The 26,590-nt window shown below is 44.6% G+C and carries 6 protein-coding genes; 4 read left to right on the top strand and 2 right to left on the bottom strand.

The annotated features are described in order from the left end of the window. Nucleotides 1–118 precede the first annotated feature (118 nt). The gene (locus R7E47_RS04675; protein WP_318083881.1) at nucleotides 119–9,745 is read left to right on the top strand and encodes a tandem-95 repeat protein; all 9,627 of its coding nucleotides are present in this window, start codon (nucleotides 119–121) and stop codon (nucleotides 9,743–9,745) included. A gap of 514 nt (nucleotides 9,746–10,259) precedes the next feature. Here R7E47_RS04675 and R7E47_RS04670 read toward each other — a convergent pair. Continuing rightward, complete coding sequence (locus tag R7E47_RS04670; protein ID WP_318083880.1) at nucleotides 10,260–11,663, bottom strand: PLP-dependent aminotransferase family protein; 1,404 nt, start codon at nucleotides 11,661–11,663, stop codon at nucleotides 10,260–10,262. Nucleotides 11,664–12,023: 360 nt separating this feature from the next. On the opposite strand from R7E47_RS04670, the gene ampC reads away from it, so the two are divergent. After that, nucleotides 12,024–13,175: a class C beta-lactamase gene (gene ampC / locus R7E47_RS04665; protein ID WP_005373435.1), complete on the top strand. Its 1,152-nt coding sequence runs from the start codon at nucleotides 12,024–12,026 to the stop codon at nucleotides 13,173–13,175. 94 nt (nucleotides 13,176–13,269) lie between these two features. Next, the gene (locus tag R7E47_RS04660) at nucleotides 13,270–13,914 is read left to right on the top strand and encodes a CatB-related O-acetyltransferase (RefSeq protein ID WP_017635780.1); all 645 of its coding nucleotides are present in this window, start codon (nucleotides 13,270–13,272) and stop codon (nucleotides 13,912–13,914) included. A 346-nt stretch (nucleotides 13,915–14,260) separates the two neighbouring features. Here R7E47_RS04660 and R7E47_RS04655 read toward each other — a convergent pair whose 3' ends face one another. Continuing rightward, nucleotides 14,261–15,223, bottom strand: a complete 963-nt coding sequence (locus R7E47_RS04655) for a peptidoglycan DD-metalloendopeptidase family protein (protein ID WP_318083878.1) — start codon at nucleotides 15,221–15,223, stop codon at nucleotides 14,261–14,263. 253 nt (nucleotides 15,224–15,476) lie between these two features. Between R7E47_RS04655 and R7E47_RS04650 the strand changes: the two genes are divergently transcribed. Next, complete coding sequence (locus R7E47_RS04650; RefSeq protein ID WP_318083877.1) at nucleotides 15,477–26,018, top strand: tandem large repeat; 10,542 nt, start codon at nucleotides 15,477–15,479, stop codon at nucleotides 26,016–26,018. Nucleotides 26,019–26,590: the final 572 nt, after the last annotated feature.

Below are 26,590 nucleotides of genomic sequence, written 5' to 3'. Positions count from 1 at the left end.
AACCAAGAAAGAATTGGCTGAATCTTTAGCTAATCCTTTCCTATAAAAAAATTAAATATTTAAGTTGATTATGATAACCCGGCCATGTTGATAAGGCCGTCATCTTCAGGAGAGGAAAATGAGATTACATCGTCAGGTTGCGATCGCAATTACAACAGCATGGGTGTTCTCAGCGTTTTTTTCCGGTGGAGCCTGGGCTGCACAGCAAACGATTAACTACTCTAATGGTTCAGGTTCCAATTTTAGTGAGGTGGAGACCGGCGTCACAGGGGGTATGCCCTCAGTCACTCTTACCAATGCAGGTACTGTATCTATGGTATTAGATGCGGGCACTAGCTCGGATGGCACTCCGTTTACTGGCCTAAATGACCTCAGATTTGTAGCTGGTGTTCTTTACTCAAATACCATGATTAATGAGTTCAACAATCGTGGCTTCCGCTTTTTTGAGAAATCAAGTACTAACTTCAGTTTCGACGAAATTACCTTTATGCAGGGGTCGGCCCGAGACTCAGATAAAACGTATCAACTTGTGTTAACTGGCTTCTCTAATGATACTCAAACAGTGACCGAAACTGTCACCTTGCCAAAAGGTGGTGAAGCAAACTCAGGGTTACAGGACTTGTTTACCCTGACCCGTGGTACAGATTTTAATGATTCGGCATGGCAGGACGTTGATACAGTGACTATGGCGTTTACCCGAAGTCCGGGTGCTGACTCTCGTTATCTTATCAGAAGTATCAAGATTGATGACGCTGCGGTTTCAGACTCTACCGCGCCTACTTTTGTCAGTGCGAGCTCAACTCCCACTGATGATGCAACCAATGTTTCTGTTAGCAACAACATCGAGATTGCCTTCGATGAAAATATTGAGCTGAAGAGCGGCAATATTACCATTCGTAATGTTACCGACAGTCGCGACTTTGAAGTATTTAATGTTGCCACTGAAAGCGATGGCACAACAACATCACCAGGCGCTGGTCGCATCAGTGTTACCAACAATAAAGTTTACTTAAACCCAACCAGTGATCTGGCAGGGAACCGGACCTACGCCATTCATATTGAATCCAGTGCCGTGGCTGACAGCGCAAATAATAGCTTCGCTGGGATCATCGATGATGCCACATTTAACTTTACGACAGTCGATACCACGCCAAATGCGCCATCTACACCCGATTTAGATGCTAGTTCGGATACCGGGCCATTAAATACTGATAATATTACCAGTGACACTACACCAACGTTTAGTGGGACTTCTGAGAGTGGATCGATCGTTACTTTATACAGTGATCAAGTCGGTGGAGGTGCAACGGTTATTGGCACAGGCACTGCTACTGGAGGAAACTGGCAGATAACAACCAATGAGTTGGCGTCTGGTATTACACATGCAATAAGTGCTAAAGCGTCTGATAGCGATGATAATGTTAGCTCGGCATCCAACGCGTTAAGTGTCACCATTGATACAATAGCACCATCCGTAGTGAGCATTACCACGCCGATTGAGGCTGACAGTATCGTCAACGCTGCAGAAGACAACGATGTGTTGATCGCTGGCTCCGGCGCGGAAGCAGGCAACAGCGTGACCGTGACTATCACAGACAATAACAGCTCTGTCAGTCGTACGGTGACGGCCGACAACTCAGGCAACTGGACGCTGAGCGGCAGCGAGCTGGATGTCAGTGGCCTGAACAATGGCACCCTGACGGTGTCTGCAACCCAAGCAGATATAGCAGGTAATATCTCCACCGCAGCTAGCCAGAGTGTTACCCTAGACAATGCAGCCCCATCAGCAGTGACCATCACCACGCCGATTGAAACCGATGGTATTGTCAATGCGGCAGAAGACAACGACGTACTGATTGCTGGCTCCGGCGCGGAAGTAGGCAACAGCGTGACCGTGACTATCACGGACAATAACAGTTCTGTCAGTCGTACGGTGACGGCCGATAACTCAGGCAACTGGACGTTGAGCGGCAGTGAGCTTGATGTAAGTGCGTTTAACAACGGCACCCTGACTGTGTCTGCAACCCAAGCAGATATAGCAGGTAATACTTCTACCGCAGCCACCCAGAGTATTACTCTGGACAATGCAGACCCATCTGCTGTAATCATCAATACGCCGATTGAAACTGATGGGGTCGTCAATGCGGCAGAAGACAACGACGTACTGATCGCTGGCTTCAGTGCGGAAGCAGGCAATAGCGTGACCGTGACTATCACGGACAATAACAGCTCTGTCAGCCGTACGGTGACGGCCGACAACTCAGGCAGCTGGACGTTGAGCGGCAGTGAGCTTGATGTCAGTGGCCTGAACAACGGCACACTCATAGTTGCTGTGACGCAATCGGATACGGCGGGTAATACCTCCAGAGTGACCACCCAGAGCATTACCTTAGATAACGCCGCACCATCAGCTGTGACCATCACTACACCGATTGAAACCGATGGTATTGTTAATGCAGTGGAAGATAACGATGTGTTGATTGCTGGCTCCGGCGCGGAAGCAGGCAACAGCGTGACCGTGACTATCACGGATAACAACAGCTCTGTCAGTCGTACGGTGACGACCGACAACTCAGGCAACTGGACGTTGAGCGGCAGCGAGCTGGATATCAGTGGCTTGAGCAATGGCACCCTGACTGTGTCTGCAACCCAAGCTGATATAGCAGGTAATATCTCCACCGTAGCCACCCAGAGCGTAACCCTAGATAACGCAGCGCCATCCGCTGTTACCATTTCCACGCCGATTGCAATCGACGGTATCGTCAATGCGGCAGAAGACAATGATGTGCTGATTGCTGGCTCCGGCGCGGAGGCTGGCAATAGTGTGACCGTGACCATCACGGACAATAACAACTCAGTCAGTCGTACGGTGACGGCCGACAATACCGGGGCTTGGACGACTATTGGCAGTGAGTTTGATGTAAGTGCGTTTAACAACGGCACCCTGACGGTCGCGGCGAGCCAGAGCGATGCGGCGGGCAACACCTCCAGTATAGGTAGCACAACAATTACGTTAGATAACGTGAGGCCAACTGTTTCTTTGAGCAGCTCAGACCTTGATTTGATCTCTGGCGAAACGGCGAGTATCACGTTCACCTTAAGTGAGTCCTCAAGTGACTTTACTGAGTCAGATGTCACCGTCACTGGCGGCAGTTTGTCTAACTTTGCGGGCAGCGGTGACAATTACACGGCCACCTTTACGCCGGATAGAGACAGTACAAGTACAGCGACGATTAACGTGGCGGCAGATTTCTTTACCGATGCTGCCGGGAATAGCAACACTGCTGCGCCTCAACTGTCTATAACCGTTGATAGTTTAGTGCCGAGTGTGACTATCTCCAGTGATAAATTGGCGCTGAAAGCGGACGAAACGGCGACCATTACCTTTACCTTAAGTGAAGCGTCGAGCGATTTTACCGAGGCGGATATCACGGTTAGTGGCGGTACTTTGTCTGGTTTTGCTGGCAGTGGTAGCAGCTACACTGCGACCTTTACACCAACGGAAGAGAGTGCGACGAGCGGTACTATTGAAGTTGCCACAGGCACATTTACCGATGCCTCTGGTAACACCAATAGTGCAGCTACACCACTTTCCATCAGCGTCGATACTGTGCTTCCAACCGTTAGTATCACTAGCTCCAGCGCTGCGTTGAAAGCGGGTGAAACGGCAACACTCACGTTTACCTTGAGTGAAGCCGCAACTGATTTTTCCGAAGCCGATGTGACCGTGGCTGGAGGAACTCTTTCTAACTTTGCGGGCAGTAGCGCCAGTTACACGGCTACCTATACACCTGCAGAAGAAAGCACTGAGGATGCAACTATTGATGTTGCAGCCGAGAAATTTAGCGACGCAGCTGGCAACCTCAATACAGCAGCGACTCAGTTGTTGATCTCAGTGGATACGGGGATCCCGACTGGACATAGCATCAGTATTGATCAGGAGAGCATTAACAAAACCAACGAACAGGCGATGAGCTTTACCTTCGCAGCAGCTGAAGTGAACGCGATGTTCACTTATAGCGTGACCGACGGTACCACGACCATTGACGGCGCTAGTCAAACAATTTCTTCGGAGACCATGCAAGTAACGGGCATTGACGTCACTGTTTTGCAAGAGGGGACGTTGACAGTAAGCGTGGTGGTAACCGATGTCGCAGGCAACGCATCTGATGCAGTGACGGATACTGTGACCAAACGCTACGATGTCGCGCCAACGGTAGTTGATGATAGCTTCTCGACTGAGGAAGATACGGCGAAACAATTTAATCTGTTAGCCAACGATTCCGATGTTAATGATGACATGGTCGCTTCTTCTACAACGATTAAAACGCAACCAATTAAAGGTCAGGTGTCGATCAGCAACGGCGTTGTTACCTATACGCCAAATAATAATGAGACAGGCACAGATAGCTTTACCTATACCGTGAAAGATGCCCTGCTGCAGGAGTCGCAAGAGGCGACAGTGACCGTCGCTATCATGGCTATAAATGATGCGCCAGTCGCTAAAGCGCTGACCATCAACACCGACGAAGATACCGCAAGCGCAGCAGTCAGCGCGCGTAGTCAAGCGGAGGATGTTGAAGATGGCATCCCAACGGGTGATTTATCGTTAGTTAGTTTGCCTCAAAAAGGACAAGTAGCCATTGATCAAACTGTAGGCACTTTTGTATATACGCCGAATCCGAATGAAAATGGTAGCGATAGCTTTACTTACACGATCGCAGACAGTGAAGGCGGCGTTTCTCTTGCGGCCACGGTCAGCGTCAATATCGGTTCCGTCAATGACTCACCAGTAGCGGAGGAAGACAGTTTTACTTTTGATGAAGATATCACATCGACACTCGATATTTTAAGTAACGACAGTGATATTGAAGATGGGTCATTCACCCCGAGTAGTATTACCCTGCAAGATCTTGGTCAAGGAGAGGGGGTATACAGTTTTGCCACGGTCAGTGTCAATGTCGATGGGACCTTAAAGATTGTGCCAACAGCGAACGTTAATGGTCAACATAGCTTTACCTACATGCTAACCGATAGTGGTCAAGCAGTCTCAGTGCCTGCAACCGTCACGCTCAATATTACGCCAGTGAATGATGCCCCCGTTGCTGTTGATAACAGTGCACAACTACTAGAGGGAGGCTCCTTCGAGGTCAATGTATTAGGCAATGATAGTGATGCCGATGTTGGAGACAGTTTTGAACTCACTAGTGTCACAGTCGTCGATACGCCAGCACATGGCAGTGTGAACGTGACGGCGTCAGGAGCGATTGTTTACAACCCCAATGAGAACTACTTCGGTGAAGATAGCTTCACCTATACGGTGGCAGACTTAGCAGGTGCTGTATCTAACGCCGCAACAGTGACCATGACAGTAACACCAGTCAACGACGCACCAATGGCGCAAGCACAGTCACAAACGCTTGATGAAGACAATAGTTTGGTGATCACGCTGGTTGGTTCAGATATTGATAACGATGATGACACTCTGCAGTATCTTATCACTGAGCAAGTCAGTCATGGCGTGCTAGAGCAGTTGACCAATAATAGTTGGCGCTATACACCAGAAGCGGACTTCAATGGCTCCGACTTCTTCTTGTTCAAGGTCAACGACGGTGATCTCGAATCGACAGAGGTTCGTGTCGATTTGACGGTTAATGCAGTCAACGATACACCAACCGCGACCGATATCAGTGCTACGGGAGAGGAAGAAATACCGCTGACCATTACTTTAAATGGTAACGATGCAGAAGGCTCATCTTTGAGCTATCAAATTGTAAAATCGCCAGTCAACGGTAATGTTACCGTCACAGGCAATCACGCGGTTTATACGGGTAACAGTAACTTCTTTGGTCAGGACAGTTTCACTTACAGCGTAAGTGACGGAGAACTTACCTCTGGAGTGGCGTTAGTGACCATCACGGTGAATAACGTTAATGACGCGCCAGTGATTACGGGTACCCCATCGGCGCAAGTTGATGAAGATAGTGTGTATCAGTTTGTGCCCGCGGCATTGGACAATGACCCAGCGGATACTCTGACCTACTTGATAGCTAACAAGCCACCTTGGGCTACATTTGACAAGACAACAGGAGCGCTTTCTGGCACGCCAAGTAACCGTTATGTGGGGACTTATCCAGGTATCGTGATTAGCGTATCCGATGGCACTATTTCTTCCTCATTGTCAGCTTTTTCGATTACTGTGAATAACGTTAACGATGCACCCGTTATCTCTGGTTCACCAGCAACACAAGTGAATGAAGACAGCACCTATCTGTTCACGCCACAAGTGTCAGATGTTGACAGCCAAGCCTTCACCTTCAGTATCGTGAACAAGCCATCTTGGGCTAGCTTTGATGCATCAACAGGCACGCTTAGTGGTACACCAGATAATGGTGATGTTGGCAAATATCAGGGCATTGTTATCTCGGTTTCTGATGGTCTCACGACCACAATGCTCAATAGATTCAGTATTGTGGTTAACAATGTCAATGACGCGCCAGTGATCAGTGGCACTCCTGCTCTTACCGTCAACGAAGGCAGTACGTACCGCTTTGCGCTGCAGGCATCGGATGTTGATAGTAGTAGCTTGAGCTTTTCAATCCGCAATAAACCATCATGGGCAACCTTTGATAGAGCAACTGGGTTGCTAAGTGGTACGCCGGAAAATGAGCATGTTGGCAGCACCAATAATATTGTTATTAGTGTCTCAGACGGTGAGCTAAGCACATCTTTAGCAGCGTTTAGCATCACGGTAATCAACGTTAATGATGAGCCAGTGGCGGTTAATGATACCTATGTCTTTACCGAGAGTAACGATGGTAGCTACTTATTGGATGTACTCAGCAACGACAGCGATGTTGATCTAGATACATTACAACTGGAATGGGTTAAACCTACATCTGGAACGGCAACGATTGTGGGCAGTCAAATCCAATTGGTAACGACCTCAATTGGTACAGTGGCAGTGCAATACAGTGTGAAAGATGGTAACGGTGGAAAGGCCACCGCGAAAGCAATTGTGACAATTAAAAGTGCGAAATTGGACGCACCAACAATAGCCGCACCTTCAGATATCGAAGTGAACGCAACTTCGCTCTTTACTAAAGTTGCATTAGGCTCTGCTGTGGCACGAGATAGTACAGGCAAGCTATTACCTGTTTCATTGGTCGACAGCACGACCTTTTTCCGACCTGGAACTAATACGGTCTATTGGCGCACTCAAGACTCTGATGGAAACGTCGTTGAAGCTAGTCAAACGGTAACAGTGTATCCACTGATAAGTATCTCCAAAGATGCGCAAACCACGGAAGGCACCAATCATAGCGTATCGATACACCTTAACGGTCCTTCGCCGAGCTACCCAGTAATCATACCTTATACGGTTTCAGGAAGCACGGACAGTGATGACCACACGCTCACCTCTGGTGAAGTGGTGATACCTAGTGGTACCGAAGGCAAACTTTCGTTCGAACTACTTAATGATGGACAAAATGAGGGCGTTGAAACCTTAGTGATTGATCTGGACAGCACCCTTAATCTAGGTAGTAAGCGTCGTTACACCTTGACAATCTTTGAAGAGAATGTGGCTCCGAAGGTCACGGTAAGTGTATCTCAGGCGGGGGAGCAGCGGAGCCAAATTGAAAATGGTGTTGAACCGGTCGCAATCACGAGCAGTGTTAGTGATGCCAATATGTCCGATATACACAGTTTCAGATGGAGTAGTGATAGCGATGTACTTAACCAAGCGATTGCGGGGCAGATGTACAGCGAAACATTGACTTTCTCTCCGCAATTACTGAGTTCAGCGATTTACAATTTGCAATTGACAGTTACTGACAATGGCACTCCACCATTATCAGTGACACGGAATGTCTATTTAGAAGTGGTACAAACATTGGCGGAGCTCGGGAGTGAAGACAGTGATGGCGACTTAATCCCGGATGATCAAGAAGGTCATAATGATAGTGATGGTGATGGTATCCCTGATTATCTTGATGCAATTTCTGACTGTAACGTAATTCAACAGGTTGTGTCAGAAAAAGATCGCTTCCTCATTGAGGGGCAGCCAGGTGTCTGTTTACGCAAAGGAATAACCATTCTGACTAACGCAACAGGAGGAGCTTTATTGCTGGATGAGGAGCTTCCTAAAGATATCAACATGAAGAGCATAGGGGGAATCTTTGATTTTGTAGTAACTAATTTGCCGCTGCCCGGCCAAAGCTATCAATTAGTTTTGCCTCAGCGTTTACCTGTTCCAGCAAATGCAGTGTACCGAAAGTATAACGCTGAACAGGGGTGGATAGACTTTATTGAGGATGCTCAAAACACGGTTTCTTCTAGTGCTGGCGAGGCTGGTTATTGTCCGCCACCAGGGCACAGTTCATGGTCACAGGGTCTGACTGAAGGTGACTGGTGTGTACAACTTACCATTGAAGACGGTGGTCCGAACGATGATGACGGATTGGCTAATGGCAGTGTCGTTGACCCTGGCGTCGTTGCCGCTCGTGTAAGCAATAATACACTCCCTCAAGCGATTGACGACAATGCGTTTGTTAGTCTCAATGGTACGGTGACGATCGATGTATTGAGCAATGATGCTGATGGTGATGGGCTGAAGGTAAGTCGCGCTTCTGTAGATATTGGTAGTGTTAGTGTGGTTGATAACAAACTAAGTTATGTCACTCAACCACAGTACTACGGGGAGGCTTTGATCACTTATAGCGTAACGGATGGTAATGGTGGAACGGGATCGGCGAAGGTGACGGTAAATGTGGTAAACAGTCAGAATCCGAATGCGGTGGACGATAATATTACCACCGATGATCGTACCCCTGTCACGGTTTATGTCCTTGCTAACGATACCGATCCGGATAACGACACATTGAAGTTGGTTTCAGTCCAAGCGCAGTATGGGCAGGCGGTCATGAATGCAGATCAGAGCGTGACCTATACCCCTACCTCAGGGTTTGAAGGCAATGATGTGTTGACATATATCATTCAGGATAGCCAAGGCCTGCAAGACGCGGGGAAAGTTATAGTGACCGTTAAGTTGGTAAGAGATGTAAAGGTTGAAAATACTTCAGCAGGATCATTGGGTGGCATGGTGTTGATGCTTTTGATTTTGTTAGGAGCCATGCAACGTTATGGAAGAAACAGTGCTCTAGCACTAATTGCTGTGTTTAGTTTTAGTAGTCAAGCGGGCTGGTATGTTGATGTTCAAATGGGGTCAAGCCATGCAGATGAGCGTGATGCTGTTAAAGGTGATAACGTAATCTCTACTGACAACACCGGGTTCTATCGCTCTGTCGGGTTGGGATATACTTTTTCTGATCAATGGTCTGGAACTATTCGTTATATTGATATGGGTGAAGGTAGTGCTACATTGCGTAGTGCTACTACTTCACCAGAAGACTATCACGCCAATGTCGCATCTATAGCCCCACTCCTTGTTAAGGGCATGGGCTTCGACATCGGTTATAAGTTCTGGCAATACAATTCATGGTCCGCAAAACTGAGTTTGGGGGGCTTGTTCTGGGATACCGATATTGAAAGTACGTATCAAGGCAGCAAGATAACGACGGAAGTGGATGGTTTTGATGGATATATTGGTGCAGAAATTGGCTACAACCTCTCAGATAATTGGGAGATCGGTATCCAAGGCGCTCGTTATTTTTTACATGAAAATGATGTTGATATAATTGCGGTACAACTTCGTTATTTTTTTGAGCCGTTAACAGCGTATTAACCTAGGGTTTGGTATTTTTCGATAATTTGTATCCTAAGCGATCATGAAGCGATATGGTAAATTACTGGAGATTAATGTCGTGATTGTGATCTTTATTATATAGGTCAATACTCTATAACAAATCCTTAATTACCTTGAAGTCTTTTCTTCTTTAACATCTAGCGAAAGATAGTGTTTTGATAGAGTGTTAAGCAGAACTTACTGTTCGATATTAGAAAAATAAGGTTCATTGAATGCTCGATGTGAACTTAACTTAAAAGAAGATGATTTACGCAATAGGGTTGTTGGTAGTGCTGCAAATGTCAGCGTGATACGTCGCTTTACTTTGAACCTAGTACGTTTACAGTCGAAGAAATATAGTGTTGGGGCTGAAGCCAAACCAAGCGTGTCAGAGCGACACAGTTCGTATTGAACCCTTATTGGGTTGAAAAGCGTTCCACGCTGGCTGTCGCCCTGATGCTGATAACTGCGACGATAAATTGATACCGAGCAAAACGATAATTTTATATCTGTTTTAATCCAATATTGATTGAATAATATCAAATGCTTTTTCTATTTTTTGGGTAGGAATAATGCCAAATCCAAATAAGAGGGCATTAGAATGATTGTTGATAGAAAAATGCGATGATGGGTAAACCGCTACATTTGATGAAGCAAATTTATTCATCATTTGTGTCGCGCATCCCGATACTTCAGCTGCTATATGCAATCCACCTTGGCTTGGAATACGTTGTAAGCAATCTATGTTGTCAATTAATTGAGTGAGTTTATGGTACCTTTCGCTGTAGATTTTATTCATATTGAGTAAATGGTGAGAGAAATGACCGTCACGCATGAATTCGTCAAGTAGGATTTGAGACACTACAGATGTACTTCTTCCCAAGTGCCATAACATATTTGAAATTGGCTCTATTAAAGACTTTGGCGGAATCATATAGCCAATGCGTATGCCGGGAAATAGTATTTTAGAGAAACTGCCTATCATAACGACGCAGTCATTTTTGTCTTGTGACTTGAGAGCTTTCTTACTGGTATTGAGATAGTGATATTCCGAATCATAATCATCTTCGATAATGATTGCGTTATTAACTTCTGCCCATCTCAGCAGTTCTAACTTCCTGTCAGCTGAGTAGCTAAAGCCTAAAGGGAACTGATGACTAGGCGTTGTATAAATAATTTTGGCATTAGAAGCGATTGATTCAACGACAACACCTTGGTCGTCCATCGGCACGGAGCCTATTTGCGCGCCAAGTAATCGAGCTTGATTTCGAAAAACAGGATATCCTGGATCTTCCGTCGACACGAGATCCCCGGGAGAGAGTAATGTAAGGAGAGTCGTCATTATTGCCTGCTGGCACCCTTGAGTAATGATGATGTCTTCAGGGTCACAGATTACGCCTCTCGAGTGTCTCACATACTCGCAGATAGACTCTCGTAAACAAGCTAACCCTTGTAAATCACCGCCATGTGCAAACTCTGGAGTTAATGCATTGAGCCTACTCAGTCTTGAGTGTCGCCAAATATGCTTTGCTATTCTCTGATGATCAGGAACGCCTAAAGTGAAGTCATAGTCTAGATTCTTTGGTGCGATGATCTCTGGCTTCTTCGATGCGTTAGTGCCAAACACCCCTAGTTGGTAGTGTTTTATTGGTCTCTTATCTTGATTCACCGTTTGTTCTAGAGCATTACTTACGTACGTGCCAGATCCTGCCTTTTTTACTATCCACCCCTCGAACTGAAGTCGCTCATACACCGAAATGACAGTGTTTCTTGCTATGCCTAACTTTTTCGACAGCATGCGGGTTGACGGTAATCTCTCATTTGATCGTAATCTGCCTTCTAATATCCCTTGGTATATCTCGGAGTAAAGTTGTTGGCTGGTGACTTTTCCAGTTTCGAAGTGTAGTGAAAATGGCATCGTTTTCTCTGTAGACGTTGAAAAGTGGTTCTAAAGCGTTGTGAGGATGTGGATCTGTATATACCAAGTATATCTACCTAGTATACCGTTATCGTGATATGGAGAAAGCGTAATTGAGTACACTATTTCCCCATTTTGGAAACGGATGTTACTTACATTCGTATCTAACCGGCCTACCTATCAACGGTGATCAGGTTTAGACCTGTTTATATCGCACTAAAAATTTGAAGACACAGTGTTATTCATCGAGGGTTAACGATTGGAGTTCTTCAAGTCAGGATTACTTTTATATAAAAAGTTAAAAGCCTTGGAATAAACTAGAAATTAATTATAAGTTAAAATTAAAAAATTGAGGGTTCAATGAAGTTAAACAATGCCTTGCTGGCCATTTTATCGCTCACTTCTTTCGTCACGTTTGCGAAAACGGAGTTAACGGTTAGCAGTCAATTAAAGAGCGTAGTTGATGAATGCGCTAAAGGATTAATCAACGAATACGACATTCCGGGGTTGGCTGTTGCAGTAACGATTGATGGTAAACGTTATTTTTATAATTACGGTTTGGCTGACGTAAGTAAGGGGAGTTTAGTCACCAACGACACAATTTTTGAACTCGGCTCTATCAGTAAAACTTTTGCTGCTACTTTGACTGGGTACGCCCAAGAAAAAGGTAAGCTAGACATGGATGACAAGGTCAAAGATTATATTCCAGAATTAGAGAATAGTGCTCTGGGTAATACCAAGCTAGTTAATGTCGCCACCTACACTGCAGGTGGTCTACCATTGCAATTTCCTAGCGAAGTAACGAACGACGCTGAAATGATGCAGTACTACAAAACGTGGAAACCGGAGTACGAAGCCGGTACTAAGAGGAAGTACTCAAACCCTAGTATTGGTCTATTTGGCTACATCGGTGCCTTGAGTATGAAGTCAGACTATACGGAAATGATGGAAACCGTCATCCTGCCTGAGCTCGGTATGACCAATACCTTTGTCGATGTACCAAAGGATAAGCTTAACAACTATGCTTTTGGTTATAGTTCTGAGGGAAAACCCGTTAGAGTTAATCCAGGTATTCTTGATGCACAAGCCTATGGTATTAAATCAACAAGCTTAGATATGCTTCAATATATCGAAGCAAATATGGGTCAAGCGCAACTTAATACTGATATAGAAAATGCGCTAGAGAGAACTCATACTAAGTATTTTGATACCGACACGTTTACACAAGCCGTAGGATGGGAGGGTTATGATTACCCCGTTTCACTTTCGCAATTATTGAAGGGTAACTCCAGCGATGTAATTCTCAAAGCTAAACCGGTTCAAGCAAGTGTATCTGGTACTCTCGGTCGTGACGTTTGGTATAACAAAACGGGCTCAACAGGTGGCTTTGGGGCATATGTCGCGTATGTACCCTCTGAAAAAATAGGCATAGTGATTCTGGCGAATAAAAACTACCCTAATGCAGAAAGAGTAGAGGCTGCTTACCATATTATTAGCTCAGTGGTGAAGTAAATTTTAGTGGTAATAGGCACTACGTAATTATTAGAGCTTATTTAGATACATACTATCTACAGTGTTTTATTAGATAGTATTTATAGGAGTATTCATGAAAACTAAGCATTGGTCTAAGGTGACTTTGCTACATGAAGTTGTTACGAACCCAAATATAACGATTAAAGGTAAACATAGTTATTACAGTGATTGTTGGGACGCCGGTTTTGAAGAGTCTGTTGTAAGATATCTACAAGGCGATGAGTTCAGCCGAGATTGGGAACCAAAATGGAAGATTGATAAGTTACATATAGGTGATTTTGTCTGTATTGCAGCGGAAGTTGTGATTGTTATGGGGGGAAACAGTACACATAGAGCTGATTGGTTCTCCTTGTACCCATTTATGGACTTTATTGAAGAAGCGTACGTCGGGAAAGGAGATACTCATATTGGCGATGGCGCCTGGCTCGGTATGCGATCCATGATAATGCCGGGTGTGACTATCGGAGAAGGAGCAATCGTTGCGGCAAACAGTGTGGTGACGAAAGATGTTGAGCCTTACAGCATGGTTGCGGGTTCACCAGCTAAGCATGTCAAATATCGCTTTTCTCGAGAGACGATAGACGAACTGCTTGCTCTTAGGATATATGATTGGCCTGATAAGAAAATCGACAGCCTGAAGAGATTTTTATGTTCAGACGATTTAGAAGGGCTGAGAAAGGCAAGCGCTGAATATGATAGAAACCATTCAGTATCATGACAACGTCACCATTTAAAAAATCAGAAAGAGGCCATTGTTGGGCCTCTTTGTATTAAATATCTAACCAATACAATGAGTAATCATTTTATTCTTTTATTGATTTTTTATGTGAATATGATAGTGGCGCGTACCACTTGCGTTCAAGAACAAGAGGACAACGTGTTTGGTAAAGGGGAAACCGATGGAATATCGGGAAACTATAATTATAAAGAGCCGCATGTAGCGGCTCTTTTTGATCCTGAAATTGGTTAGTGCGACAGACTACGAAGCGCTCAGAGGGTTACGAGGACTCGCTTCAGATAAATGAAGAAAGAGCGAATCGAAGTGGCTGTTGTTACCTGTTTGACTACTTATACCGTTGCCATTCCGCTGTTAATTCCGCTTTTTCTTTTCTCGCTGCAATCAGCATTTCTATATTTACGTCAGTGTTTGGGTGCCTTTGAATGTATCGCTCGTAATCAACCGGAACACCATTGATGTGCAGTTCAAGATGTAAATGCGGCCCTGTTGTTCTTCCTGTGTTACCCGTTTTCCCTATCACTTGTCCTCGGCTGATCTTCTCACCAACATGGACGTTGCGCTGAGATAAGTGTAGGTAGCGTGATACAGAGCCATTTGTGTGGCGGATATTAATGTAGTTGCCGGCAAAACGGTTGTAGCGGGACTTTAAAACGACGCCATCAGCAATACTACGAATCGGTGTACCTACAGGTGTGGCATAATCAGTGCCTAAGTGCGGAGTCGTTATATTGGTCACTGGATGTGTTCGCTTTAAGTCATAGTCAGAGCTCACTCTGTAGTTTTTATCAAAGGGTGAAGAAAACATGAACTGATTATTTATCGACACACCATGCTCATCAAATACGTTACCGTGACCATCATTGATAATAAATAAATCAGTTTTACTGCCTGAATAGTAAAAAGAACTAATGTAAGTTTCATTTTTACTATTTAATTTAGTTCTTAAGATAAAGTTATCACCTCTTTTAATAGAGTCAATAATATTAAACTTGCTTTTGATAAGTGCTAATAGCAAGTTGATCTCTTTTTGACTCACTCCTGATTTTAATAATGAAGCGACAAAAGAGTATTCAACAACACCGATAGTGATTTTTTGCCTACGAGTCTTCTTTTTAATTGATGGCTGCACATTCTCACTTTCGAATTCTAAAGGCTTGATGGTAGGTAGCCTATCCACAGGAGTGAGGAAGTAGTGAGAAAGCGATACGCTAATCAATATGATTAACGCAGTAGTGATAAGGGCTACGGTAGGAGCTTGCACACTCCTTTTTATTATTAAAATAGTCATTAGTTTTGTTGATTTATCAATACTGACAGTTGTGCGTAGAGTATAATATTTTAAATAAAAACTAGCATTAAAGCATGAGTAATTCCTCTGTTTTAACTAAGTTAATAATTATAGGATGTGATAATAATTTTAATAATTCAGTCAAAGTGACGGTTGGCTTGGTGTTTATGCCTATTTTGTTGGTGTTAATGTCACGTTGAGAAAATATTTTTCAATAATATAATCTCGGGAAAATATATTTTGCCAAATTACTATGTTCGCTAAAAATACGCTGAAATTAACATTAGGTCTTACGCTTACATCTCTTTTATTGAGTGCATGTGGTGGTGGTGATGGAGGAGACAACACACCTCCAGCTAGAAGCAAAGGAAGCATTTCCGGTATGGTGTTTGACGCCCCAGTCAATGGCGCCAAGATTGAGGTTTTCGAGTTCAAAAATGGAAACTTAGGTCGGAAGTTGGCTAACACGACGTCTGATGCCTTCGGAAACTATCTGCTAGAGTTTGAATCGTCGTCAATGCCTCTTTTTGTTGTTGCAAAAGAGGGGAGTTATACCGATCCGTTTACAAATGAAACGGTATCTGTGAGTAATGCGAAGACACTTAAATTTGAAGGTGTTGTGAACTTTAAAGAGGGGAGTGAGCAAAAGTTAATGCTTACTCCGCTGTCGAACTTGGCAGCAGGCTTGGCAAAGTACAAAATTTCTCAGGGGGCCACAGATGAAAGTGCCTTTTCAACTGCTTTGGATAGTATCAATAGCATGTATGGCTTTGACGTAAATGAGACCAAACCTATTGATATTACCAAAGGTGGGCAAAGCAGCTTTGCTAGTGTAGGGCATCAATACGGCGCTTTATTAACAGCATACTCGTCTTACTCTTACGATCTTATTAAAAAATACGGCAACAGCGATAACGTCTACACTTCGATGCACTTCGCTGACATCCAATATCGGGATGTTATTGCAGATGGTGTTCTTGATGGTCTTGAAGTGAGCCAGACTTCCGGAGCAGTGACTCCCCTCAGCTTTGGACAGAAAAAGATAAACAGCGACGTTTATACACGTGACTTATCTCAACATGTTTTGATCGTGGTAAACGACCCAAGTATCAATATTTCTGGTACTGATGCTGCCGACTATGTCGACTTTAGTAAGAAGCTTAATGACTTAGGTACATATGGCAGTACAGATGGCGTCATTCCACCGCGAGATGGGACGGAGATTGATACCACAGCGCCTATCGTGACACGCATTGACCGTGATGTACTTGCTGGCACCGATAAAGTTGATCTAAAAATTGTTGATGATATCGGTGTAGAAGACGTATCCGCTTTTATTCAATATCAGATTAATGGCTCTTGGTCTGGTGAATTTCAATGTAACGACATACAAGATTTTGGAAGCACATTCTGTTCGGTTGAATTTGATGATTTTGAAGTTGGCCTTCGAGAGACCAACGTTAAAGTTAACATTAATACCAAAGAGATCGATAGTGTAGATATGAACCCTGCCACAGGGCTCTCAAACGTAACAGCAGCACGGTTAGTCTTATATACAGCGGATGTACTGGGTAATGAGTTAATTCCAGGCAGCCATTCGGGTCTTCATATCAACTTTGAATGGGATAACGATGCGCCTGTTATCGATATTACATCGGCGAGTGCAATTAATAACCAACTTAAAGAATACGTTCTGAAAGGGGTTGTAAAAGAAAGCTCGCAAGAGATTAGTTCGGTCAGTATTTCATTTAAAGATGGCTTACATGAGGGCGTCACATGTTCTCCTGTCACTGTAGAGTCTGGAAATGCTTGTGAGTTTAGTAAGGCTTACCCAACTGATGAATTCCTATCTACGACGGTCTTTGAGGTTCGAGCGAAGGATAGCAAAGGCAATACGGGCTCTGCGCAGCATGCAGTAAGTCGTGACGATCAAGCGCCAGCACAGACGATAACCTATCCTGAAGGTACCTCAATGACGTACGTAAATGTGGGTTTAGATGGTGAACGAACCACTTACGATGGTATCTACTCTCAAGATACGTACACCCCAGACAATGTTCAAGCAAGCCGCGATTTCCTGAAGATTGATTATGCGTACGCAAGTTTAGGGATTCAGAACTCATTAAAAGGGATAGATTTTAGTAACTTCAACGCTAATTTATTGAAAGAGAATAAAATCCCTTATGTTCGTGTGAAAGTTTCAGACGTAAACACCGATACGGTTTTAGGCTCCAACGCTAATAAGCTTAAGCTCGTCGTCAAGTACTACGTAAGCCAAAACAACGATAACAACTACTCACTTCAGCAAGTTATTGACACAACCGCATCCGATGACGATTACATCGCAAAAATTCCGCACGAAACGCTGTTAGATAGCAATGGGCGAGTAGAGGATGTCATCTATTACATTCCTTTTGTAAGAGATATTTTGGGTGACAGCTTTAAATCGGTATCAGAAAACAGTAGTCAAAAGTTAGTCATTCAAACCATCGATGAGTCTGATAACGAAAGCACTCCAAGAGAAGTATATTTTAGAAGTAGCTTTGACCTACCAACCATAAAAGTGGTGACACCATTTATTGGTGCGCGAGCTCAACTTGAAGGGTTGAGCCCAAGTGGTGAATTCACTTCACTTGCAAGTTGTACCACTATCCAGCAACTGGAAAGTGACCAGTCCATGGCTCTTGACGTAGCGAGTTGTGAAACCACAACTGACGTAGTGAATTATGATTTCATGCGTGTTCGTTTAATTGGTATCGAAGGCAGTGAGCCATACTATTACCAATGGAAAAGAGATCCAGGGACCAAGAAAGTAACGGTTGACTTAAACAAGGCCAATATTGGTGTGTATTTTAAGCTCAAAGGTTCTCAAACTTACTATATTACTGAACTATCGACATATCAGACTGGTTTGTTTGATTTCCAGTGGGATCAAGTGACAGCGGGAGAGAAAACTTCAGAACGTGCGATTCAAATTCTTGATGAGGTGCGCTACGCGTTATCAGGTACGAATAACAACTCATTCTTTGGGTTTGACCCAACGGTTGTGTCTTATGCAACCAATGAAATGCTTACGACTAAAGCGATTCCAGACAAGCCATCAAATGACTATCTACACCGATTCCTTGTTGAAGCAATTGATAGTATTACCGAGAGAATGCCAAGAAATAACTCATTAGATTTTGCATCTGCTATTTACGATGATTTTAGCTACGATGGAAAAGCAAATGGTATAGGGGCCGGAGGAAGTCAAGTTACGCTCGATTCTTACACGTTTGGCGCTGAAACTTACCGAAAAGACCTGGCGCAATCCTATTATGAAATCATGGCGAGCAAATACGGTATTGAGACCAATATCGCGCAGCTCTATGCTGATGATATTTCGATGGCTAATCCTGACTTAAATGGTAAGAACATTTTTGATTCAGAGGGTAGCAGTATCGATACCTTGCCTCCGCAGCCAAAATTAACCATTGAAAGCGGCAGAGAGACGATGGTTGGTAATAGGCTTTATATCGCTGGCGAGGTTGTTTCTAAAATTGTCCTAGACGATCCTTCTGGTATTGTAGGAACCGACGCTCACGGCCCGAAGTTTAGCACGATGTGGTATCAAGCCAATGAGCCAAACATTGAAATACCACTGGACATCAACATCGTAGAAAACTCAGACAGCAGCAATGCTTATCGAAAAGAGTACTTCTTCACCCTTAACTCCCAGTCTAGTGAACTAAAAGATATTATAGAGTTTGCCGTGGAGACCAGTGCTATGGACCCACATGGCAATGCGTATGGTTATAATGGTAAATCTCCGTTTATAGAATCGGTGTTTATTGATAACGATTTCCCTAAGGCCAGTTACCTTCCACCCAATGATGTCGATGGTAAACCTGTAGAAAACGGTATTTATTTAAATGCGAACAATACTCATGAATTAACCTTCAAGGTTGAGGATATTGTTGGTGATAAGCTTGCCTCGAGGGGCCTTGTTTTCTACCAGCAAACCGGTGAAAAAGTAACATACACACCAGAAAACTTTGCAAGTAACTCGAAAGACGCGTTTAAAGTCAAACTATGTACGGGCGAGATTTGTTCAAATCAAGGCTCTACGATTTATCCTGGTGATGGAGATTGGTTAGTTGTTGCAGCAGCAGAGGACAACTTAGGTAACTCCGTTTCAGAGTTAACTAGCACCGCTCCGAGATTCAATATTCGTATCGACTCTGAAGCTCCTATTGTAAAAAGTGAGCAGGTTCAAAGCCGTTTAGGTGGTAATAACCAATGGGCACCTGTCATTGATTGGGGGACGTTAAGCTCAGGCAATAACGTAAAAATAGATTTACGCCGCGGATCTGGTCAGGCTCTGACATTAGAAAGCTGTGACCCTCTAACAGAGGCGTGTGACGTACCATACCTAGTTGGTGAACAGCCTGACGTCAAAGTCCAACTGGTTTCAAAAGCATTTGATTACGATGAATGGAATGAATTTTACGTCACTGCGACGGACAACGCTTACCCTGCCAATGTTAGTACAACAGGGAAATTTACCTTCCAAGTCGATAACAAAGGCCCTGAAATCATCCTAAATACGCCTTGGGTTGAAGACACATTGTCTAAAGAGAACTATGTCATAGGGCGTGAGTTCAATGTGCGATTTAAATCCGTAATAGACGATTCAGACCTTGAGCAAGTCTCGCTGTATCAAAGTGGTAAAGATTCGCCAATTAAGACAATTGTGCCAACGGATTCATCTAAAGAGTTTGTCATGTCTCTTATCAAGAGTGACACAGATAAAATAGACATTTCTGAAGATGAAAAAACAACGTCATTGTATGTAAAAGCAACCGATATATATGGTTTTGAGTCTAGTTCTAACACGCACAAGGTTATTCTTGATCGTGATGGGCCAACATTAGGATTAAGTGGTTTCAATGCGAATGACTACTACTTAGGTAACTATGTCTTTGACCTAACGGCGCTAGACCTAAATGCTAACGGTGATGTTTCAATTAATGGCGTAAATAGAGAAAGCCTAGAGTATTGGACGTTTAGCGATCTGGAACCATTACCTGGCTCTCCTGGTACAAAAATCAATGAGGATCTCAAAGTGAGCCTTGGTGATTTAGGTACGGGTACACACAAGATTCGTTTAAAAGGGTCTGATGTTCGTGGCAACACAACCTTAACCAGTGATGAGCAAGATTTTACCGTAAAAGTATACAACTCCATCCCGCAGGTGACGCTGGCGATGAGTTACACGGATGGAACGCCAATTACAAACAACACCATCTATCAAGATGGGAATATCGTACTTACGCTTGATATTGTTGATGATAGTGGCGTTGATCGAATTGACTCAACGTATAGATTCTCTGGAGAGCAAAACGGGACTAACTTTACGTTCTCAGAAACCGCAGATGGCACTTGGACTGCAACGTTGCTTTCTACACAAATTGCCAAAGATGGTAATTATGAACTTGATATCAAAGTTTATAACAAAGTTCGTTACCTTGATGAAAAAGACCGAAAGGTTGGAAAAGTAAACCAAACCTTTAGCGTACAGCGTGAAGGCGTGGTTCTAACAATTGAAAGCCCGCTGGACTTCCAAAATTACTTATCTGATGGTGTTCTTGATGTCACCTTTACTACATTGAGTGCGGTCAAAGCCAAAACGTTAGAGTGTTGGGTTCGTGAAGAATACAACTCTCTGGATGCGCCACCAACTAATGAGCAACCAACTTCTGGTGTTATCAACGTATCGCAAGAACCTTACAGTTGTAGTGTCAATGTTGGGCAAAACATGACCAAAGCACCTGTCACTTTGATCACTAAAACCTTGGGTACAAATGGGCGTGAAACGATCAACAAGTTCAATTTCTCGATGGTGGATATTGATGCACCGACAGTCGTAGATGGTAACTCATACAGTTTTAAAGGAAGTGATGTTTGGTTTGATGAAGCTTTGAAGAAGAAGATGCTCACATTTGAGCTCTCTTTCAATGATGCTTTATCAGGCGTGAATACCGAAAGTTCAGATGAATATCCAAAGTTGGTTCGTAATCTTGGCAACAAAGCTTATACACCAACGACTTGTGCCAAAGGTGTTGGAAATATCAAGTGTACGTATTCTGAATCCTATGCCGATATTATTGATGGCCTGAGTACAACTCAAGAATACAAAATCAAGAACTTATCTGATTTAGCAGGAAACTTGACGCCAGAGCACGATCTACTGCTTGAATTACCTAAAGGTTCGGTAGTCGTTGAAATTACTGATCCGGTTGGAAACACAACCATTAATGGTCAGCAGCTTGTCGCCAAATTCAGAATTAAGCTGTATGAAAACTCTAGACTAGACAATGTGATGGCCAGGTTTGGAACGGAATCCTACAACTATAAAGATAATCCGGAGAAGTTTGCACAATTAGAGGTGTGTGCAGATGATCCAACCTACAAGTGTTCAACATTTACAAGTGAACTTCCTAGCGATGCGGATGGAAAAACGATCAGGACAACGATTACCGCAACGGATGTGTGGTCGAGAGTAGGTGAAGCGACCGTTGATATTAAAGTTGACAACACACCTCCAAGTGTTGGCGATGAGATTATCGTAACCGAATCGCCAACAAATCCTGATAATGTTCGTTTTCGTTTTGACATAACGGACACTGGTAGCAGCCTGGCAACAGTAAACTACTCGGTTTTAAACCCGAGTTATCAAGAAGAAAGAGTAGAGGATGGGAATGGTTCATCTACGTACTTTGAACTACCGAAATCTCAGTTAGAGGGGCGTGGTTCAATCACAGTAGACATCAAAGCGACAGATAGCGTCGGACTGTATTCTGATATCAGAAAAGTCATTGATATTAGTGTTCCTAAAGTCACAGTTGATTTCGATGGAATTACGAGTTTGCAGGGTGGGAAACTGTTTTTAACCAAGGCAAGCCAGCCGTTTACGGTATCTACGGTGGAAGGAGAAAGAGTGAAAGCTTCACAATATTCTGTGGAGCTTATTCCAAGCCTCGGTGATTCCTTGCGTTACTCAGGTGATGTTATCTCATCTAGTGGTAATGGAATGATGAACTTTGCCGTCGATAACCAAGGGTCATATACCCTTAAGGTGACGGTGACGGACTCAGTTGGAAGAGAGAATACAAGCTTTGAATTACTAGGCAAAAGTTATGATGGAAAGGTTATCGAATCTATTGTTGATTATGACGCTCCAAGTATTTCGGGCTTAAGTGCTAATCAAACCTCTAAGGTGCCGACAAACGATAAGTATCAACTAGAAATTAGTGCATACATTACAGATAAAAATTTAAATCTCGTCACGTCAAAAGCGGTGAGTGGTGGCAGCACTGTGGCTCCTCAAGCGATTACTGAGCCGACAACCGAAGCGGGGCCTTATGTCATAAGCTATTTGTTACCGAAAGGCGATCATACAATCACGGTGGCAGCAACAGACAAGGTGGATAACAAGAGTGAAAGTTCTATTGACGCGCATGTGGAAGCGGCAACCGTTCCCGGGCTAAGTATCTCTACCGCCTCAAGCGCCCCTCTTTTTGGAGGCGAAGAGATTACGCTTGCGTTTAACTTTACAGAAGAAGTTACGAACTTTGATATCTCAGATGTCCATCTTGTCGCTAGTGATAGCGGTGTAACAGGAACGTTAAAACAAGATACTTGGTCGACTTCAGACAATATTACGTGGACGGTTAACTATGTCAGCCCAGAAAAACAAGATAAAAATATCACTATTCAGGTAGAAGACAATAGCTATCAAAGTACCAACACCATTCCTGGAAAAGGAAGCAGCTTAAGTATCGCGGTTGAAGGAACCTTACCAAAACTAACCAATGTGACATTTAACCCCGAGCATCAGAGCGTGGGGCAAAGCGTGAGTGTCTCGCTTGAGTTTGATAAAGAGATCCAAGAGGCGACCGCTACGCTTGGCGGCAATCGCATTAGTTCTCTGTCAGCAACGGCAGATAAAAAGGTCTGGGTTGGTGATGTACAAGTTCCGAGCACCGCGCTGTTAAGTGTCGACTTGGTTGTTAGTCAGTTTAAAGATTTGACTGGCAACATAGGTGAGGATAACACCGCTCACGAATTGCCAATCACGCCAACCTTAGCTATTACGCCAGTGGGCAGTGTGGATGAAACGCATGCCGCCACGCTACAATTCGAAGGTACGTCGACACGTTTTGACGGCCAGTCCCTGCGTCTTGAAGTGAAAGCCCAAGGCAGCGCGACGGTATTGAAAAGCAGCAGCGCGACAGTACAAGCCGGTGGCACTTGGACCAGTAACGCGATTGATATGAGTCATCAAACCAATGGCACTTACATCGTGATGGTGACGGGGACGAATTCAGCGGGCATTGAAGTGAGTGAAAGCCAGAGCTTTACACTCGCGCAGTCTCTGCCAACGCTGACTAACGTGACGTTTACGCCTGAGCACCAAACCATCGGCCAAAGCGTGACGGTGACGCTGGAATTCGATAAAGATCTGCAATCCGCCGCAGCGGAGTTAGGTGGTACAACGATCACTTCATTAGTGGCAACCGCGGACTCAAGTGTTTGGACTGGTGATGTGGTGGTACCAAGTACGTCGGAGCTCAATGTGGCGTTGCTTGTTCGTGACTACCAAGACTTATCAGGGAATACCGGAAGTCAGAGCACGGCTTACTCCATGCCGATCACACCAACCTTAGCTATTACGCCAGTGGGTAATGTGGATGAAGCGCATGCAGCCACGCTACAATTTGAAGGTACGTCGACACGTTTTGACGGTCAGTCCCTGCGTCTTGAAGTGAAAGCCCAAGGTAGCGCGACGGTACTAAAAAGCGGCAGCGCGACAGTACAAGTCGGTGGCACTTGGAGCAGTGACGCAATGGACATGAGTCACCAAACCAATGGCACTTATACCGTTATGGTGACGGGGACGAACTCAGCGGGCATTGAAGTGAGTGAAAGCCAGAGCTTTACACTCGCGCAGTCTCTGCCAACGCTGACTAACGCGACGTTTACGCCTGAGCACCAAGCCATCGGCCAAAGCGTGACGGTGACGCTGGAATTCGATAAAGATCTGCAATCCGCCGCAGCAGAGTTAGGTGGTACGACGATCACTTCATTAGTGGCAACCGCGGACCCAAGTGTTTGGACTGGTGATGTGGTGGTACCAAGCACGTCGGAGATCAATGTGGCGTTGCTTGTTCGTGACTACCAAGACTTATCAGGGAATATCGGTAGCCAGAACACGGCTTACTCCATGCCGATCACGCCGACCTTAGCCATCACGCCAGTGGGCAATGTGGATGAAACGCATGCCGCCACGCTACAATTCGAAGGCACGTCGACACGCTTTGACGGTCAGTCCCTGCGTCTTGAAGTGAAAGCACAAGGCAGCGTGACGGTACTAAAAAGCGGCAGTGCAACAGTACAAGCCGGTGGCACTTGGATCAGTGACGCAATGGACATGAGTCACCAAACCAACGGCACTTATACCGTGATGGTGACGGGGACGAACTCAGCGGGCATTGAAGTAAGTGAAAGCCAGAGCTTTACACTGGCTCAGTCTCTGCCAACGCTGACTAACGTGACGTTTACGCCTGAGCACCAAGCCATCGGCCAAAGCGTGACGGTAACGCTGGAATTCGATAAAGATCTGCAGTCCGCCGCGGCGGAGTTAGGTGGCACGAAGATCACCTCATTAGTGGCAACCGCGGACCCAAGCGTTTGGACTGGTGATGTGGTGGTACCAAGTACGTCGGATCTCAATGTGGCGTTGCTTGTTCGTGACTACCAAGACTTATCAGGGAATACCGGAAGTCAGAGCACGGCTTACTCCATGCCGATCACACCAACCTTAGCTATTACGCCAGTGGGTAATGTGGATGAAGCGCATGCAGCCACGCTACAATTTGAAGGTACGTCGACACGTTTTGACGGTCAGTCCCTGCGTCTTGAAGTGAAAGCCCAAGGTAGCGCGACGGTACTAAAAAGCGGCAGCGCGACAGTACAAGTCGGTGGCACTTGGAGCAGTGACGCAATGGACATGAGTCACCAAACCAATGGCACTTATACCGTTATGGTGACGGGGACGAACTCAGCGGGCATTGAAGTGAGTGAAAGCCAGAGCTTTACACTGGCGCAGTCTCTGCCAACGTTGACTAACGTGACGTTTACGCCTGAGCACCAAGCCATCGGCCAACGCGTGACGGTAACGCTGGAATTCGATAAAGATCTGCAGTCCGCCGCAGCGGAGTTAAGTGGTACAACGATCACTTCATTAATGGCAACCGCGGACCCAAGTGTTTGGACTGGTGATGTGGTGGTACCAAGCACGTCAGAGCTCAATGTGGCGTTGCTTGTTCGTGACTACCAAGACTTATCAGGAAATACCGGTAGTCAGAACACGGCTTACTCCATGCCAATTACACCGACAATACACCTAGACGTTATCAACGATGTTACTGGAGTGGAAAGCGTGACAGTAAGTGGTAGCAGTGAACGATTTGAAGATGGTGAGTTCATAGATATCAAAGCAGTCGACGCTGATGGTACAGAAGCCACAGGCATGGCAACCGTGCTTTCAGACTCATGGACAACTGATTTAGATCTTTCAGGACTGAAGGAGGGGGTAGTGACGATTTATGTAAATGGTACCAACAAGCTTTCCGCCTCTGCCGAAGAGGCTCAAGCAACATTTAACTATGATCGTTTCGCAAGTACAGCCTCCTTAGGTGCTGTTTACAACCGATATTTTAGTGATAACAAAACTTTAAAAAATGCGGCATAAATAAAGCGAGCGTTTAGCTCGCTTTATTTCTTTGGGACTTTTTGTGATATTTATCAAAATAATTGCCTTTATTGATAAGTTACTCGAATTAATGAATCGTCTTAATACAAGGCTGAATAACTATAATAACTAGGCCAATGTTGCTTTTAGGTGTGTATGACGTGATTGTGATGGTCGCTCGGCAGGTGCTGTGGTGAATGTGTCGCGTTGAAAATCTTTTTAAATATTATATATTTACGCTCGTTTCTATACTCTGAGTATAGTGTTCTGCATGAGGTCGATGGGTAATACCTCGCCTCTTTAACTCGCGATGAAGCAAATTTAATCCTAGCAAGCTTCAGAGCAGTTACTTTTGTGAGTGCGTAATGCGCTCACCTTTTTATTTAAACTTCCTCAGTAACAGTCAATTTGTTGTTTGTTGCTGAGGAGGGCACCTCATAAACTTCTGAATTTCCTCGTGCTTACCTGAAGCGCACGTGACTACAATTTTTGTTAACTTCAGTCCATAAATTAAATTTTTTTTAGATAGTAAGATTTTACCATTTTGACAGAGTGGGTGATGTTACTGGCTT

The sequence above is a fragment of the Vibrio sp. Vb1026 genome, from assembly GCF_033338745.1.
Taxonomy (GTDB): domain Bacteria; phylum Pseudomonadota; class Gammaproteobacteria; order Enterobacterales; family Vibrionaceae; genus Vibrio; species Vibrio alginolyticus.
This window is presented reverse-complemented; position numbering and strand designations above follow the sequence as displayed.